Genomic DNA, 14,126 nt, shown 5'->3' with positions numbered 1-14,126 from the left:
CGCCGCTACATCATCTGGCGGAACAAGCACGCCAGGGACGAGCGCCTACGCGCTGCCGTCGACAGGGCAAACGTTGCCTGACGCGGCACTACCTGTCGCGGGTCATGAGGTTGGTGATGGGCCCACGAGTTCGGCTTGGTTGTCGGCGGCCCACTGGGCGAGCTGAGCCAAGGGCCCGTTCGCGAAGGACTCACCGAGCGGTGAGAGCCGGTAGACCGCGCCTCCACGGGCAGACGCTTCCTCGGCGCGGCGCGTCTTGGTGACGAGCCCACGCGATTGCAGACGTCGCAGGGCCTGAGTCAGCACCTTGTCGCTGACTCCCGCGATGCGCAGGAGGAGTTCGTTGCGTCGCGTTGGCCCCAGACGCAGGGCGGAGAGCACGACGGGATCCCAGGTGTGGTTGATGAGTTCGGCCGCCGCGCGCACATGGCAGTCGGACACGAACGTCTGGCAGGTCTCCTCGATCACGGAATCCAGTGTCACATCGGTCGCCTACCAAACGGTAGGAGCCACGTTCATAGCGTGCCCGAAGGCATTGCTTCACGAAGGAGATCGCTGTGAACGTAGGAATCCTGGGCACCGGCGACCTGGCCGTGGCACTCGGTCGAGCTTGGGCCACGGCCGGCCACTCGTTGTCGGTGACAGGGCGGAACGCGCTGCACGCAGGCCAGGCCGCTGACCAGATCGGCCACACTGCGAAGACGGTCGACCCTGCGGACTTCGCGACTCAGGCCGACGTGGTCGTGGTCGCGGTCTCCTGGGAGGGCTTGGAGACGGGGCTGTCTCTCGTCGGTGGCCCTCAGGGGGCGCTGGCCGGCAAGACCGTGCTCGACTGCACCAACGCGGTCGACTACCAGACCGGGGAACTCAAGCCGGCGACCGGCTCAGCGGCAGAACGTGTGGCCCGCGCGGCCGCGGGGGCGCATGTGGTGAAGGCACTCCACCTGTTCGCAGGCGCCTCATGGCCGTACGCGGGACCGCGAGACTCAGCGCCGGTCGTGGCCGTATGCGGTGACGAGCCAAGCGCACTCGATCGCGCTGCGGCGCTGATCCGGGACCTCGGCGGGCAGACCGCTGTGATCGGAGGCCTCGACGGCTCACGGCAACTGGAGGAGGCCGCGGGATTCGTCATGAGAGTGGTGGCCGCGGGTCACAACCCCAGGCTCGCCGTTCCCGATGTTGACCCGGTGGCCCTTCGAGCCGCCCAGGCCGTGACCGACTGAACCAGCCGTCCACCCGAGGGCCGTGATGTCGCAGTCACGGCTCTCTCGTACTGGCGGCCGACAGGAGTGCGAGGGCGGCGTCGCGGGCGTCGCTGCCCGCCGCGCCGGTGTTGTCGACCAGGCCGCGCGCCTTGACCCCGTCGTAAATGACAAGGAGTTGCCGCGCCAGGCCGGTGGGACGCATCGCCCCGGCCTCGGCGGCGAGCCGCTCGAACAGTTCGAGCATGCGTTCGTCGTGCGTGGCCAGCGCGGCGTGGGCCGGATGCTCGGCAGACAGGAACGATGCGGCGCTGTTCACCAGGATGCAGCCGTGGTAGTCCGGGTCGGGCAGGCTCGCCGCCAGGAGGTCGAATGGGGCCAGGAGCCGTTGGACCGGGTCCCCGGCGCGCCGCTCCAGCTCGGCGTCCAAGTCGGTGAACCACTCCTCGCACGCCGCGGTGAGCATGGTGCCGATCAGGGCGTCCTTGGATTCGAAGTGTGCGTACACGGTCGGCTTGGCGACGCCGGCACGCTGGGTGACGGCGTCGATCGAGACGCTGTAGCCCTCGGTGTAGAACAGCTCGCGGGCCGCTTCCAGCATCCGGTCGCGGGCGGGTGAGCGGGATGGCATGGACAAATCCTAACCGGTTAGTTCAGTCTGTTATATTCCCTACCAATCTAACTGGTTAGTTCGATCGGAGGAGTGTGCATGCGTGCGCTGGTCTATGACCCCGACACCGTGCGAGGCGTCCGTTTCGACGAGCTCGACGAGCCATGCCCGACGCCGTCGCAGGCGCTGATCAAGGTCGAGGTGGCCTCCCTGAACTTCGGTGAGCTCGCCTTCGCGGCCCGCCAACTGCGCCCGGGGCAGGTCTTCGGCAAGGACGCGGCGGGTGTGGTGGTGCGCGCCGCCGCCGATGGGTCGGGGCCGCCGGCGGGGACGCGGGTCGTCTCGTTCGCGGGCACCGGCGGGTGGGCGCAGATGCGTGCCGTCGAAACCGCGGACCTGGCGGCCGTGCCCGACTCCGTTGAGCTGGGCGAGGCGGCCGCGCTCCCGGCCGCGGGCGTCACCGCGCTTCAGGCGGTGCGGCGGCTGGGTCCGGTGCTGGGTCGGCGGGTGCTGGTGACAGGGGCGTCGGGCGGCGTGGGCCGGTTCGCCGTGCAACTGGCGGCGCGGGCCGGCGCACATGTGATCGCCTCGGTGGGAAGGCCCGAGCGCGCCGAGGGGCTCGGCCGGCTCGGCGCCGCCGAGATCCTCACCGGGTCGGCGTTGCCCGGTAATCGGGTGTTCGGCGTGCTGGACAACGTCGGCGGCCAGGTCTTGGCGGAGTCGCTCGGTCTACTGGAACCCGGTGGCGTCGTGCTCTCCATCGGATGGGCGTCGCGTGAGCCGACCGTCATCGACTTCGAGGAGGCACGAATGCGCGGCGGCCACGGACGGATCGAGCCCTTCACCGTCTCCGCGCCGTTCGGGCCGGGCATCGCGTACCTGCTTCACCTGCTGGAACGAGGCGAAATGGATTCGCAGATCGGGTGGCGCGCGTCCTGGGCGAAGGTGGACGAGGCGGTGGAGGCTCTGCTCGGCCGCCGCATCCTCGGCAAGGCCCTTCTTGAGGTGACCTGATCGGGTGTGGTCAGCGGGCCGGGCGTTCGTAGATTAGTTCGCGGCCGTCGGCTTCGTCCCATTGTTCGCCGATGTGGGTGAAGCCGTTGCCTGCGATCGTGGCGAGGGACGCGTTGTTCTCCGGGCTGATCGTGGCGCGGACGGTCGTGACGGAGGGTTCGGCGGCGGCCCGCTCCAGGAGGGCGGCGAGCATCGCGCGGGCGTAGCCCTTGCGGCGGTGGGCCGGGTCGATGGAGTAGGCGATCTCGACCGTTCCGTTCGCGTTCGGGGCGCCGTGGAAGCCGGCGTGGCCGACGACCACGCCCTCGGGTTCTGCGACTGCGGCGCGCACGATCCAGGGGGCGTGGGACGGGTCGCGGTCCAGCTGGGCGAGGCGGAAGCGCCAGAGGAACTTCGCCTCGTCGGTGACGAAGTAGGCGGTGAGGGGGATGCCGGCCGCGTCGCCGGCGGCGGACAGGTCGTCGTCCAGCAGGGCTTTCATGGCGGCGGGGGGCAGTTCGACGAAGCGGATCGCGGGCGGCACGGGGCGGCTCCTCAGGGTCGGTGGCTCTTGGCGTGGTGGTCGGCGAGGCGGGTCAGCAGGTCGGTCAGCCGGCGGCGTTCGGCGGGTGAGAGCGGGGCGAGCAGGTCGTCCTGGATGCCGGACACGACCTTGTCCAGCTCTTCCAGATGGCGGGAGCCGTCCGGGGTGAGGGTGACGATGTTGCGGCGCCGGTCGGACGGGTCGGCGGAGCGGGCGATCAGGTTCTTGGCGGCGAGTTCGTTGAGGGCGGCGACGACGTCGCTGCGGTCGATGCCCGCGCGGCGTCCGAGGTCCGCCTGGCTGGACGGGCCGTACTCGTCCAGCGTGGCCAGCAGCCGGTAGTGGTAGCCGCGGGCGCCGGCGGCGGCGAAGCCGTCGGCGACCAGGCGGTGGCTGTGCGCGGAGACCAGGTTGATCAGCCAGCTCGCGGCGCCCCGGAGCCGCGCGGGTGTCTGGGCGTCGGCCGTCGTCATGCGGATCAGTGTACGGGGTTGTTGGACCACCCAACGATTGGCTATTGTTGGGTGCGCCAACGTTGGTAGCTCCAATGAATGGAGGGGTCGTGGACGATCGCTATGAGGTGTCCGTACTGGTCAGCCGGCTCGGGCTGTGGCTGGACGAGCAGAGCCCCGACGAGGGCCGCTCCCTCTTCACCGACGACGCGGAGGCGCACACGCCGGGCGGGGTCGCGAAGGGAGCCGACGCCCTCGTCGAGCAGGCGCGAAGAAACCACAAGGTGCCGACCCAGCACCTCATCACCAACCCGATCATTCACGTGGACGGCGACCAGGCCACGATCGGCGCGAATCTCATGGTCGTGTTCGCGCACGAGGACGGGCCGCGGCTGCTGGGCGAGCGGTATGCGCTGGAGGCCCGCCGGACGGAGGACGGCTGGCGCATCTCGCGAGTTCAGGCCCGGCCGATCTGGGAGGTCGCGAACGCCTGAGATCACGCCGTGGCCGGGGATGATGCGGATCTCCTTGATCTGCTGCTCCGGCCAGTCCCCCGGCGCGACGACCGAGATGCCGGGTCGAGGTCCAGGACGACCGTCCGGGCGCCGGGGAGGCGCCGCGAGATCCAGAAGATGAGGCCGTTGTCCTGCGGGACGCCGCGGTCCCAGCCGCGCCGCTCCATCCCCTGCACCGCGCCGGTCGTGACGGTGAGGCCGCGGAACCGGTCGAGCGCGTCCCCGGTGCACTCGCCCTCGGTCAGCGCGTGGACCGGGCGGCCGAGCTGGGGGAACGGCTGGACGATCTCGTAGTCGGCGAAGATGTCGGACCACGCGGCCAGCTCGTCCGCGGGCACGTGCAGGGGGTGGACGATCCCGACCTCGTCGGTGCCGTCCAAAATCGGCTCGGCGTCGTCGATGTCGGCGAGCGAGCGGTCCTCGGCGATCCGGAACGTGCGGCCCCCGGCCGTCCACAGCAGCCGGCGGGCGATGTGCCAGATCAGGGGATGCCCGACGATGAGCTCGCGGAACTCGTCCGTGCTCCAGCGCCGCCCGGCGACCATCGCCCGCTCCAGCCGCTCCAGTTGTGCGGCCGCGGTGGCCCGCACCTCCTTCTTCAGCTCGGTGAACCGCTTGTGCGCCGCCGGGGCCAGCTCGGCGTCATCGCGCGCGCCGGGCTTGGGGAGGCCCGCCCGCCGCTTGCCGTCCTCGTCGAGCACGAACGGCTTGAGCTGCTCGTCGAACCCGACCGTGAACCGGCGCGGGCCGTAGTCGAGGACGAGCGTCCCCGCCGCGTCCAGCCCCAGGTCGGGGACGAGCCGCTCGGCGGTCAGCCCGCGGTCGGCCGCGAGCGCGGCGATCCGGTCCCGCGCCTGACCCTGCAGCCCCTTGTACTTGATCCGTTCGGCGATGCCGTTGAGCCCGCCGAGCGCGGTGTCGGTGCCGATCGCGACCAGCGCGTCGAGGCCCGCGACGGCCATGCGGTTCGCGTTCATGCCCGGCCACCTGCGGATCACCGGGGTCAGATCACGGGCCGTGGAGTCGTCCCCGAGCAGGCCCAGCGCGGCCATGACCCAGCCCTCGTTCTCCAGGCCGCGCCCGCCACCGCGCTCGCGAAGACCGGACAGCTCGAAGATCTTCCAGGCGAACGCGGCGAGGGACCCGGGGTCGCACGCCTCCCGCACCGCCTCCACGCCGGGGTGGACGTCGTCGAACTCGGACACGGCGAGGAGCGTGACCAGGTGGCCGACGGCCGCGCCGGGCAGCGCCCGCCCATCCCGCAGCAGCACCTGGGGGATCGGGTGCGGGTCCAGCCGCGCCGGTGGGGTTCGCAGGGCCGTCCAGGTGGGCGCGGGCGGGTTCGACCAGTTCGGGAGCGCTCTCCCCCTGGCTGAGCAGCCGTTCGGCCCTCTCCCGCGACTCCGCCAGGGCCTGGCGCAGCCGTTCGGCGGCCCCCGGGTCGATGGCGGCGGGCGCCGCGGGGATGGGGGCGGCGTCTGGGGTCACGCCGCGCCGAGGACACCCCTGGGAGATGGGCGCCGGCGCGACGGTGCGTGATCTCGACCGGAAACGAGGCACGTTCGCCGGCCGGGATGGGTCCGCCCTCAGCCGTTCTGAGGGCGATGTTGGCACCGCCGACCAGGTCGCGATGCCCAGTGAACCCGCAATGCGGGCAGGAGAAGCCGCGCCCCCGCGGTTTGGGGACGCGCCGACGGCAGGCGGGGCAGGTGGAGGAGGTGCCGCGCTCGTCCACCAGCATGGTGGTGATGCCCGCTTGTTCGGCCTTGTCCTGCAGGCAGCGGATCAGGTGCCCGATCCGCCAGGCCCGGACCCGCCGGTTGTGCTGCCGCCCGGCCTTCAGGGTGAGGACGCCGCGCGGGTCGCCGATCTTGACCGTGCCGACCCGATGCCGGAGGCACCAGTCGACGACCATGCCGGCGGCCTCATGCTGGGCCTGTTTCACTCGCCGCTTGTGCCTGGCCTCGGCTCTACGCTGGCGGCGCCGGTGCTGCTTCCACCGCCGCGACCCCACCTGTCCAGGTTTGGGCGCCCGGTGCGCCGTCTTGCGCCGGCGGTGTTGGGTGTCGCGCAGGTGCAGGTGGGTCTCGGCGCGGATCGCCCGCCCCGACACCAGCAGCCCGCGGCCGTCGGGCCCGGCCACCGCAAAGGGATGGATGATGCCGGGATCGACCCCGGCCACCCGTCCCGGGTCGGGGCCCTGGCCGGGCGGGTGGACGGCGACCGGGATCTCGGCGGTCACCTCCACCAGCAACCTGCCGGCCTCATTCAGCAGCGTGACCGAGCGGATCTGCTCGCCCGGGTAGGGCGGGTCGCGGTCCAGCCGCACCCACAGCGGCGGGCACCCGCGCGCGACCGGCAGCCGCAGCCGCCGCCCGTCCAGCGTGAAGGTGCCGTAGTAGTACCGCACCGGCATCAGCCGCCGCTTGCGGCGCGGGTAGCGGGCCGAAGCGTCACCGCCGCGGCGGCGCCGGGCGGTAGCGAACCAGGCATCGGAGTAACGGCGCAGCACCGACCGCGCCCCGGCAGTCTCCAACTCCTCGAACGTACCCGGCCCCGCCCTGGCCAGCTCCCGGCACAGCTCCTGGTAGCCGGCCAGCGGGGGCAGGCCGTCCTGCCGCCGCCACCGCGCCAGGTCCAGCACACGCCCACACGTCCCCCGCCGACCCCAGCAAACCGAAGCAGCGGCGCCGCTGCGCCGGGGTGGTGCGCAGCCCGATGCGGGCGGTCCGGTGGACCACCCACGGAGCGTCCGGTTCGTGACAGCGAGGCACTAGGCGACTACACCATGCAGCCACGACACTTTGCAGCCCATCAGCTCACATCGACACCGCAAACCACATGACCGCCTCACTCAAAACAGGGCAAAAGTTGCCGGATGCGGCACTAGCGCCGCCGACCGACACTGACGCTGCTTCAGGGAGAGGTGAGTTCGTCCGAGAGAGCCCTGAGGCGGGCGCGGGCATCGGGGTCGTATGCCTGGGGGTCCGCGCGCGATTCGCGGAGGCCGTCGAAGAAGCGGCCGGACACGTCGTCCAGCGCCGGATCGGTGACGAGGCGGTGCGTCGCGCGGACGCCTTCCTCCAGGGTGCTGATGGGCGAGGGGACCATCTTGGTCGGCATGTAGGTGGCCGGGTGCAGGGCGTTCGCGGTGACGCCCGTCCCCGCCAGCTCGTCGGCGAGGTCGATCGTGAACAGGATCTGGGCGAGCTTGCTCTGGCAGTACGCCCGCGTCCCGCCGTACCCGCGGTTGATCATGACGTCGGCGAAGTCGATGGCCTGCTGGCCGAGGCTGCTGACGTTGACGATCCGCGCGGGCGCCGACGCGACGAGGGTGGGCAGCAGCAGCCGGGTGAGCAGGTAGCCGGACAGGTAGTTGACCTGGAACGTCAGCTCGTGCCCGTCGGCGCTCTCCTGCCGCGGGCCCGCGCTGCCGATCCCGGCGTTGTTGACGAGCACGTCCAGGCGCGGATGGTCGGCCCGGACGGCCTCGGCCAGGGCGCGGGTCTCGGCGAGTGACGACAGGTCGGCGCGGTACCAGGAGGCGCGGCCGCCGATCTCCTGAAGGGTCGCCTTGCCGCGCTGGTCGTCCCGTCCGTGGACGAGCACCGTGGCGCCTTCGGCGGCGAGTTCGGCGGCCAGGGCGCGACCGAGCCCGTCGGTCGCGCCCGTGATGAGAATGGTCTGCTGGTCGATGGGACGCATGTCCCCCATCGTGCTCGGCGCGCGCGCCCGGTAACCAGGGCTGGCCCAGCCTGGTATGCGGAGTAACAGGCTCCGCCTACGCCTGGTGCAGGAAGTCCCGGACGAGCTTGGCGAACTCGTCGGGCCGCTCCGCCATCGCCACGTGGCCGGTGTCGAGTTCGGCGTAGGCGCTGCCGCGGATGCCCGCGAACAGCTCCCGGTGGTTCTCGACCGGGACCGTCTGGTCCCGGGTGGCGCCGATGACCAGGGTGGGCGCCTCGATCCGGGGCAGCAGCGGCCGGATGTCGACCCGCCGGACGAGGTCGATCTGGCGCAGCAGGCCGTCCGTCGGACGCATGAACGCGTGCGCCTGCTCGACCGCGTCGTGCCCGATCTGGTTGAGGAACGGTCTGCTGTAGGCGGTGACCGTCGCGAAACGGCCGAAACCCTCCGGGGTCCCGGCGAGGTTCAGCCAGGCGGTCATGTACTGCCGGACGTACTCGTCGCCCGCGTGCGACAGGCCCGCGACGGGCACCAGCCGCCGGACGAGGTCCGGGCGCAGCGCCGCGGCGGCGGCGACGGTCGGCGCGCCGAGCGAGAACCCGACCACGTCGGCGGGGCCCGTCCCGGAGTCCTCGATCACCGCGGCGACCTGGCCGGCGAGCGCCTCGATCGTCAGCGGGGAGCCGTCGTCCTCGGCCGGGTCGCTGCCGGCGAGGTCGGGCAGGAGGACGGTGTGGTGGCCGGTGAACCGGTCGAGCACCCCGTCCCACATGATCGAGCCGGGCCCCGCGCCGTGCACCAGGACGAGCGCGGGACCGGAGCCTTCGACGCGGTAGGAGATGGTCGCGTTTCCAACGGTGAGCTTCGGCATGATCGGTGGTCCTTTCATCTTTCCGGACACCGACGACGCTGCCAGCGTGCGGCCGCGATGAGGAGCGGACCGTTCTGGCTAGGACAACCGGTCCCAGCCTCCGCTCTTCGGGCATACCGGCCGGCGAGGAATCATGGGGGCATGGACATGGACCGCAAGGAGCTCGCCGACTTCCTCCGGCGTTCCCGCGAGCGGCTCCGCCCGCAGGAGGTCGGCCTGACGACCGGCCCGCGGCGCCGCACGCCGGGGCTGCGGCGCGAGGAGGTCTCGCAGCTCGCCGGGATGTCCGCGGACTACTACATGCGGCTTGAGCAGGCCCGCAGCCCGCAGCCGTCCACCCAGATGCTCGGCGCGCTGGCGCGGGCACTGCGGCTGACCATCGACGAGCGCGACCATCTGTACGTCCTCGCCGGTCACCGCCCGCCCGCCGGGCCGTTCGCGGGCGAGTTCGTCCGGCCGAGCATGCTGTACCTGCTGGACCGGCTGCACGAGACACCGGCGCAGATCATCGGTGACCTCGGCGACCTGCTGGCGCAGAACGCGCTGGCCGAGGCCCTTTTCGGGTGTGTCTGCACGGTCGAGGAGCCCGACCGGAACATCGTGCTGCGGTGGTTCACCGACCCGTTCGTCCGGGAGGCTTATCCGGAGGACGAACACGAGCGGCACAGCAGGCGGCACGTCGCCCACCTGCGCGCCGCCGTCGCCCGCCGCGGCAACGACGCCGCCGCGTCCGCCCTGGTCAAGCGGCTTCACGCGGCCAGCGCCGAGTTCACGCGGCTCTGGGAACTGCACGAGGTCGCCATCCACCGCACCAGCCGGATGAAGGTGCTGCACCCCGAGGTCGGCCTCATCGAGTTCGACACGGAGGCACTGCTGACTCCGGCCGAGGACCAGCGGCTCTTCGTCTTCACCCCGCCGCCCGGAACCGGCGCGATCGAGGCGGTCGAGCTTCTGCGCGTCATCGGCCCCGAGACCGCGCATCGCAGTCACCGCGCCTGACCCAGGGCCGTCACCGGGCGGTGAGCCGCCAGAGGGAGGTCACCTCGGCGGCGCGGGCCGCGTGGAGCGGGTCGTCGGGGTCGGTGGCGCGCGGATGGCGCGGCCTGGTGTCGAGCCTGCCGGCGACCTTCAGGCCGGACGCCTCGAACAGCGCCAGGAGGTCGTCCCGGGTCCGCAGGCCCAGGTGTTCGGCCAGGTCGGAAAGGATCAGCCAGCCCTCGCCGTCGGGTTCGAGATGGCCGGCGAGGCCGGAGAGGAATCCGCGCAGCATCCGGCCACCCGGATCGTAGACGGCGTGTTCGAGGGGCGAGCTGGGTTTGGCCGGTACCCAGGGCGGGTTGCAGACGATGAGGCCGGCGTGTCCGTCCGGGAAGAGGTCGGCCTGGATGACCTCCACCTCCGCACCCAGCCGCTTGAGGTTCTCTTGGGCGCAGGCAAGCGCGCGCGGGTCCTGGTCAGTGGCGACGACATGGTCGATACCGCGGCGGGCCAGGACGGCCGCTAGGACGCCCGTACCGGTGCCTACATCAAACGCTGTTTTCGTCGGCGGCAAGGGTGCCTCGCCAACGAGGTCCACGTATTCGCCCCTGATCGGTGAGAAGACGCCGTAGTGCGGGTGTATCCGGTCGCCGCCCAATGCGGGGATCGGGACGCCCTTCTCGCGCCATTCGTGGGCGCCCACCAGGCCGAGCAGTTCGCGCAGTGAGGTGACGTAGGGCTGGTCGTCCTGGCCGTAGGCCTCGGTGCAGGCGTCTTGGACGTCCGGTGCACGCCGCAGCGGAATGACGTGCCCCGGTGTGAACGGTATGAGCAGCATGCCGAGCGTCCGCGCGCGCTGGGCGCGTGCCTGACGGTGAAGGTGGAACGCCTGCACCTGGGAGGGTTCCGGCTTGTTGCGGCGCCGGCGCGGGGGACGGTCGATCCGCCGCGCCATCGCCTGGAGGAGTTGCCGCGCGTTCTGGAAATCGCCGCGCCACAACAGGGCAGTGCCTTCGCTGGCCAGGCGGAACGCGTCGTCCGCGCGCGTCTCGTCGTCGGCGATCACCACGCGGCGGGGAGGCGGCGCGCCGCTCTCCGAACGCCAGCGGACGCGATGGTCCCGGCCGTCCTCCTGCCAGGAGATCTCGTCCACGAGTAGTACCGTATCGGCGTGCGTCTACCTGGGCCATTGCATGCCCTGAACGAGGGCCTCGCCTTCGTACTGGAGATCGTGGCCATCATCGCGCTCGCGTGGTGGGGCTTCACGACCGGCGGGAACATCCTGGTCAACGTCGTCCTGGGCGTGGCGACGCCGGTGGTGGCGATGGTCCTGTGGGGCCTGTTCGCGGCGCCCCGGGCCCGTTTCAAGGTCGCGCTCCCGCTCGTCCTCCTGGTGAAGGCCGTCGTGTTCGGCGCCGGCGCGCTCGGGTTCTACGGCGTCGGCCACCCGGGCTCCGCGCTCGCCTTCGCGGTGATCACCCTGATCAACACCGCTCTGGCGACGGCGGACCGCGAAGCCCACTTCCGCAGGGCCGCCGGATGAGCCAGTACTTCCAGAACGGCGACGACGTCCTCTGGAACCCGGCCACCAGGGTCGCCGGGCTCTTCATGGACATGGCCGCCGCCCACGCGCGGCTGCTCGGGACGCCGTCGGGTCTCGGCCCGATGGAGTTCGACGAATGCCAGGTGGACGTCCCCGTGTTCGCCGCCTTCACCGACGCGGTCATCCGGGACTACGCCCGTTCCCATCACATGATCAAGAGGTCGATGACGGCGGGTTTCGCGGCGACCGCGCTGGCCGTCGCGCGATTCGGCGGCGGCACCGTCCCGGCGGTCGAGGAGTTCGCGGACGATCCCGCCGTCCGCCGCCTCGTCGAGACGGCCCGCGAGCACGCCGCGGCCATGCCGCGTTAGGCCAGGTCGGCGCTGGAGAGGCAGCCGGACGTCGCGGCCAGTTCGCGGAGGGCGGCCTCCGAAGGAGATCCGGGTTCGGCCGCGTAGAGCATCAGGCGGCTGAGGTCGGGATCGCCGGGCAGGTGCAGCGTCTCGAACGGCAGGACGAGGCGTCCCACCTGGGGGTGGTCGATGCGGGCCTCGCCATGGGTCAGGTCGGTGACATGGTGCGCCGACCACATGTCCTGGAAGTCGGGGCTTCGCTCCCGCAGGCAGTCGATGACCGCGCGCAGGTTCGGGTCGTCCGGGTCCTGTCCGGAACGGAACCGCAGGTAGGCGGCGTTGCGCCGGGCCACGGCCGGCCAGTTGTCGCCGAGCCGGGCCTTGTAGTCGCCGTTCAGGTGGATCTGGTGCGACCAGGTCCGCTCGTCCGGCGGGACGTTCGCCAGGTCGACGAACACCGCGGCGGTGAGCCGGTTCCAGGCGACCACGTTCGTGTAGTGGCCGACGACGTACGCGGGCGCGTGGGTGAACGAGTCGAGCAGGTGCTGGAGCGGGGCGCGCAGCCGGGGAGGGCCGGTGAGGGGCGCCCGGCGCGGCGGGTGAGCGAGCCGGTGCAGGTGGGCGTGCTCGTCGCCGTCGAGCCGCAGCGCCCGCGAGATCGCGTCCAGCACCTCGGCGGACACGCCCTCGGCCGTTCCCTGTTCGAGCCGGATGTAGTACGCGACGCTGACGCCGGCCAGTTGCGCCAGCTCCTCGCGCCGCAGCCCGGGCACGCGCCGCCGCGTCCCGAAGGAGGTGACGCCGACGTCCTCGGGACGCAGCCGCGCGCGCCGCGACCTGAGGAACTCGCCGAGGTCACCGTTCCGTGCCATGCCGCCGAGGCTATCCGGCGGTTTCGTCGAGGCCCTCCCCCGGCAGCCTGCTACTGGGGGTAGTACGAAGAGGCGGGGGCTGGGTAGCCGCGTTCTGCGCAGCGATGGTCTGTGGCATGACCGCACTCACCACCGCCGTGTCCGCTCCTTCTGAGCGGATGTCGTCGCGGCACAAGCTGATACTGATCCTTCTCCTTGGCGCGCAGTTCATGCTCGCCATCGACTTCTCCATCCTGAACGTGGCGCTGCCGGTCGTCGGCCGGGGACTGGGCTTCGGGCTGGACGAGCTGCAATGGATCGCCACGGCGTTCGCCCTTCCCGCCGCAGGATTCACGTTGCTGTTCGGTCGCGTGGCCGATCTGTTCGGACGGCGCCGGATGCTGCTCACGGGCATGGCCCTCCTGGCCGGAGGGTCGCTGGTCGGCGGGCTGGCCACATCGCCGGCGATGCTGCTCACCGGACGGGTCCTGCAGGGGCTGGCCACGGCGATCGCCACGCCGGCCGCGCTCTCGCTCCTCACCACGTCCTTCCCGGAGGGGCCGCTGCGGACGCGGGCCCTCGGGCTGAGCGGCGCGCTGATGTCGGCCGGGTTCACCGTCGGCGCGATCCTCGGCGGCCTGCTCACCGACCTGCTGAGCTGGCGCTGGGCCTTCCTGATCAACGTGCCGGTGGCGGTGCTGATCTTCGCCGTCACGCCCGCGGTGGTCGCGGAGAGCCGGTCCCGGGACGGGGCGAGGCTGGACGTTCCGGGCGCGGTGACCGTGACCGGCGGGCTGCTCGCCCTCGTCTACGGGATCACGTCCGCCGGATCGGAAGGCTGGGGCTCGCCGCTCGCGCTCGGCGCGCTGACCGGCGCCGCCGTCCTGCTCGTCGCGTTCGTGCTGGCCGAGCGGCGGTCACCGGCCCCGCTCGCGCCGCTGAACGTCCTGACGCGGCGGACCGTCACCTGGGGCAACGTCGGCGGGTTCGTCGCCTTCGCCACCGAGACGTCGCTGGTCTTCCTGATGACGCTCTACCTCCAGAAGATCCTGGGCTTCTCGCCGCTGACGACCGGGCTCGCGCTCGGCGTCCTCGGTGCCGGGACGTTCGCCGGCGGCGTCGCCGCGCCCCGGATCATGGGGCGGCTCGGCGGCCGGGCGGCACTCGTCTCCGGGCTCGTCCTCCAGGCCGCGGCGACGGCCGCGCTGCTCGGGCTCGGGGAGTCGCGCGACGGCCTCGGCCTGATGCTCGCCGCGACCGCGATCGGAGGCTTCGGGAACCTCGTCGCGATCGTCGCGTTCATGGGGACCGCCACGTCCGGGCTGCCGGACGGCGAGCAGGGCCTCGCGACCGGCCTCGCCACGATGACGCAGCAGGTCGCCATCACGCTCGGCATCCCGGTGATGAGCGCCGTGGCCACCGCGAACGCGTCCGTCCTCGGCGGCGTCCACACCGCGACGGCGGTGAACGTCGCGATCGTCCTCGCCGGCGCGGCCCTCGTCGGGTCGTTCCTCCGCCGCTCCTGAA

The 14,126-nt window shown here is 71.9% G+C and carries 16 protein-coding genes and 1 pseudogene; 7 read left to right on the top strand and 10 right to left on the bottom strand.

What is annotated here, in order from left to right; translation table 11 throughout:
* Nucleotides 1–102: 102 nt before the first annotated feature.
* The gene (locus ACQPZP_RS43680) at nt 103–468 is read right to left on the bottom strand and encodes a winged helix-turn-helix transcriptional regulator (protein ID WP_433475474.1); all 366 of its coding nucleotides are present in this window, start codon (nt 466–468) and stop codon (nt 103–105) included.
* Between the two features lie 89 nt (nt 469–557).
* Here ACQPZP_RS43680 and ACQPZP_RS43675 point away from each other — a divergent pair, with 89 nt between their 5' ends.
* The gene (locus ACQPZP_RS43675) at nt 558–1,223 is read left to right on the top strand and encodes an NADPH-dependent F420 reductase (protein WP_433475473.1); all 666 of its coding nucleotides are present in this window, start codon (nt 558–560) and stop codon (nt 1,221–1,223) included.
* Nucleotides 1,224–1,257: 34 nt separating this feature from the next.
* Here the strand turns inward: ACQPZP_RS43675 and ACQPZP_RS43670 are convergent, their stop codons facing one another.
* Nucleotides 1,258–1,833 carry a TetR/AcrR family transcriptional regulator gene (locus ACQPZP_RS43670; protein ID WP_433475472.1) on the bottom strand — a complete coding sequence of 192 codons (576 nt, stop codon included), beginning with the start codon at nt 1,831–1,833 and terminating at the stop codon, nt 1,258–1,260.
* 78 nt (nt 1,834–1,911) lie between these two features.
* On the opposite strand from ACQPZP_RS43670, the gene ACQPZP_RS43665 reads away from it, so the two are divergent.
* Nucleotides 1,912–2,826 (top strand): zinc-binding dehydrogenase, encoded by a 915-nt coding sequence (locus tag ACQPZP_RS43665; RefSeq protein WP_433475471.1) that lies wholly within the window; start codon nt 1,912–1,914, stop codon nt 2,824–2,826.
* Between the two features lie 10 nt (nt 2,827–2,836).
* Here ACQPZP_RS43665 and ACQPZP_RS43660 read toward each other — a convergent pair whose 3' ends face one another.
* Nucleotides 2,837–3,349 carry a GNAT family N-acetyltransferase gene (locus ACQPZP_RS43660; RefSeq protein WP_433475470.1) on the bottom strand — a complete coding sequence of 171 codons (513 nt, stop codon included), beginning with the start codon at nt 3,347–3,349 and terminating at the stop codon, nt 2,837–2,839.
* 11 nt (nt 3,350–3,360) lie between these two features.
* Nucleotides 3,361–3,822 (bottom strand): MarR family winged helix-turn-helix transcriptional regulator, encoded by a 462-nt coding sequence (locus tag ACQPZP_RS43655; protein ID WP_433475469.1) that lies wholly within the window; start codon nt 3,820–3,822, stop codon nt 3,361–3,363.
* 89 nt (nt 3,823–3,911) lie between these two features.
* On the opposite strand from ACQPZP_RS43655, the gene ACQPZP_RS43650 reads away from it, so the two are divergent.
* Entirely contained in the window at nt 3,912–4,295 is a 384-nt protein-coding gene (locus tag ACQPZP_RS43650) for a nuclear transport factor 2 family protein (protein ID WP_433475468.1), read from the top strand.
* A 2-nt stretch (nt 4,296–4,297) separates the two neighbouring features.
* Here ACQPZP_RS43650 and ACQPZP_RS43645 read toward each other — a convergent pair whose 3' ends face one another.
* The 4 genes and pseudogenes from ACQPZP_RS43645 to ACQPZP_RS43630 all read right to left on the bottom strand — a co-directional run bounded on the left by ACQPZP_RS43645 (nt 4,298) and on the right by ACQPZP_RS43630 (nt 8,874).
* Nucleotides 4,298–5,587, bottom strand: a complete 1,290-nt coding sequence (locus tag ACQPZP_RS43645) for a DUF4132 domain-containing protein (protein ID WP_433475467.1) — start codon at nt 5,585–5,587, stop codon at nt 4,298–4,300.
* A 338-nt stretch (nt 5,588–5,925) separates the two neighbouring features.
* Nucleotides 5,926–6,828: pseudogene (locus tag ACQPZP_RS43640) on the bottom strand (RNA-guided endonuclease InsQ/TnpB family protein); the annotation flags it as partial.
* 404 nt (nt 6,829–7,232) lie between these two features.
* The gene (locus tag ACQPZP_RS43635) at nt 7,233–8,021 is read right to left on the bottom strand and encodes an SDR family NAD(P)-dependent oxidoreductase (protein ID WP_433475466.1); all 789 of its coding nucleotides are present in this window, start codon (nt 8,019–8,021) and stop codon (nt 7,233–7,235) included.
* A gap of 76 nt (nt 8,022–8,097) precedes the next feature.
* The gene (locus ACQPZP_RS43630) at nt 8,098–8,874 is read right to left on the bottom strand and encodes an alpha/beta fold hydrolase (RefSeq protein ID WP_433475465.1); all 777 of its coding nucleotides are present in this window, start codon (nt 8,872–8,874) and stop codon (nt 8,098–8,100) included.
* A 141-nt stretch (nt 8,875–9,015) separates the two neighbouring features.
* On the opposite strand from ACQPZP_RS43630, the gene ACQPZP_RS43625 reads away from it, so the two are divergent.
* Nucleotides 9,016–9,873: a helix-turn-helix transcriptional regulator gene (locus ACQPZP_RS43625; protein WP_433475464.1), complete on the top strand. Its 858-nt coding sequence runs from the start codon at nt 9,016–9,018 to the stop codon at nt 9,871–9,873.
* 10 nt (nt 9,874–9,883) lie between these two features.
* Here ACQPZP_RS43625 and ACQPZP_RS43620 read toward each other — a convergent pair whose 3' ends face one another.
* Entirely contained in the window at nt 9,884–11,005 is a 1,122-nt protein-coding gene (locus ACQPZP_RS43620; RefSeq protein ID WP_433475463.1) for a methyltransferase, read from the bottom strand.
* An 18-nt stretch (nt 11,006–11,023) separates the two neighbouring features.
* On the opposite strand from ACQPZP_RS43620, the gene ACQPZP_RS43615 reads away from it, so the two are divergent.
* A complete protein-coding gene (locus tag ACQPZP_RS43615) occupies nt 11,024–11,395 on the top strand; it encodes a YrdB family protein (protein ID WP_433475462.1) in 372 nt (123 codons plus the stop codon).
* Nucleotides 11,392–11,766 carry a DUF6086 family protein gene (locus ACQPZP_RS43610; RefSeq protein ID WP_433475461.1) on the top strand — a complete coding sequence of 125 codons (375 nt, stop codon included), beginning with the start codon at nt 11,392–11,394 and terminating at the stop codon, nt 11,764–11,766. Before ACQPZP_RS43615 ends, ACQPZP_RS43610 begins: the two co-directional genes overlap by 4 nt.
* On the opposite strand, the gene ACQPZP_RS43605 is transcribed toward ACQPZP_RS43610, so the two are convergent.
* Complete coding sequence (locus ACQPZP_RS43605; protein ID WP_433475460.1) at nt 11,763–12,620, bottom strand: helix-turn-helix domain-containing protein; 858 nt, start codon at nt 12,618–12,620, stop codon at nt 11,763–11,765. The genes ACQPZP_RS43610 and ACQPZP_RS43605 overlap by 4 nt on opposite strands.
* 116 nt (nt 12,621–12,736) lie before the next feature.
* Here ACQPZP_RS43605 and ACQPZP_RS43600 point away from each other — a divergent pair, with 116 nt between their 5' ends.
* The gene (locus ACQPZP_RS43600) at nt 12,737–14,125 is read left to right on the top strand and encodes an MFS transporter (RefSeq protein ID WP_433475459.1); all 1,389 of its coding nucleotides are present in this window, start codon (nt 12,737–12,739) and stop codon (nt 14,123–14,125) included.
* Nucleotide 14,126: the final 1 nt, after the last annotated feature.

It is taken from the genome of Spirillospora sp. CA-142024, assembly GCF_050942325.1.
Classification (GTDB): Bacteria; Actinomycetota; Actinomycetes; order Streptosporangiales; family Streptosporangiaceae; genus Spirillospora.
Note: the sequence above shows the minus strand (reverse complement) of the source record. Positions and strands in the feature narration are given on the sequence as shown.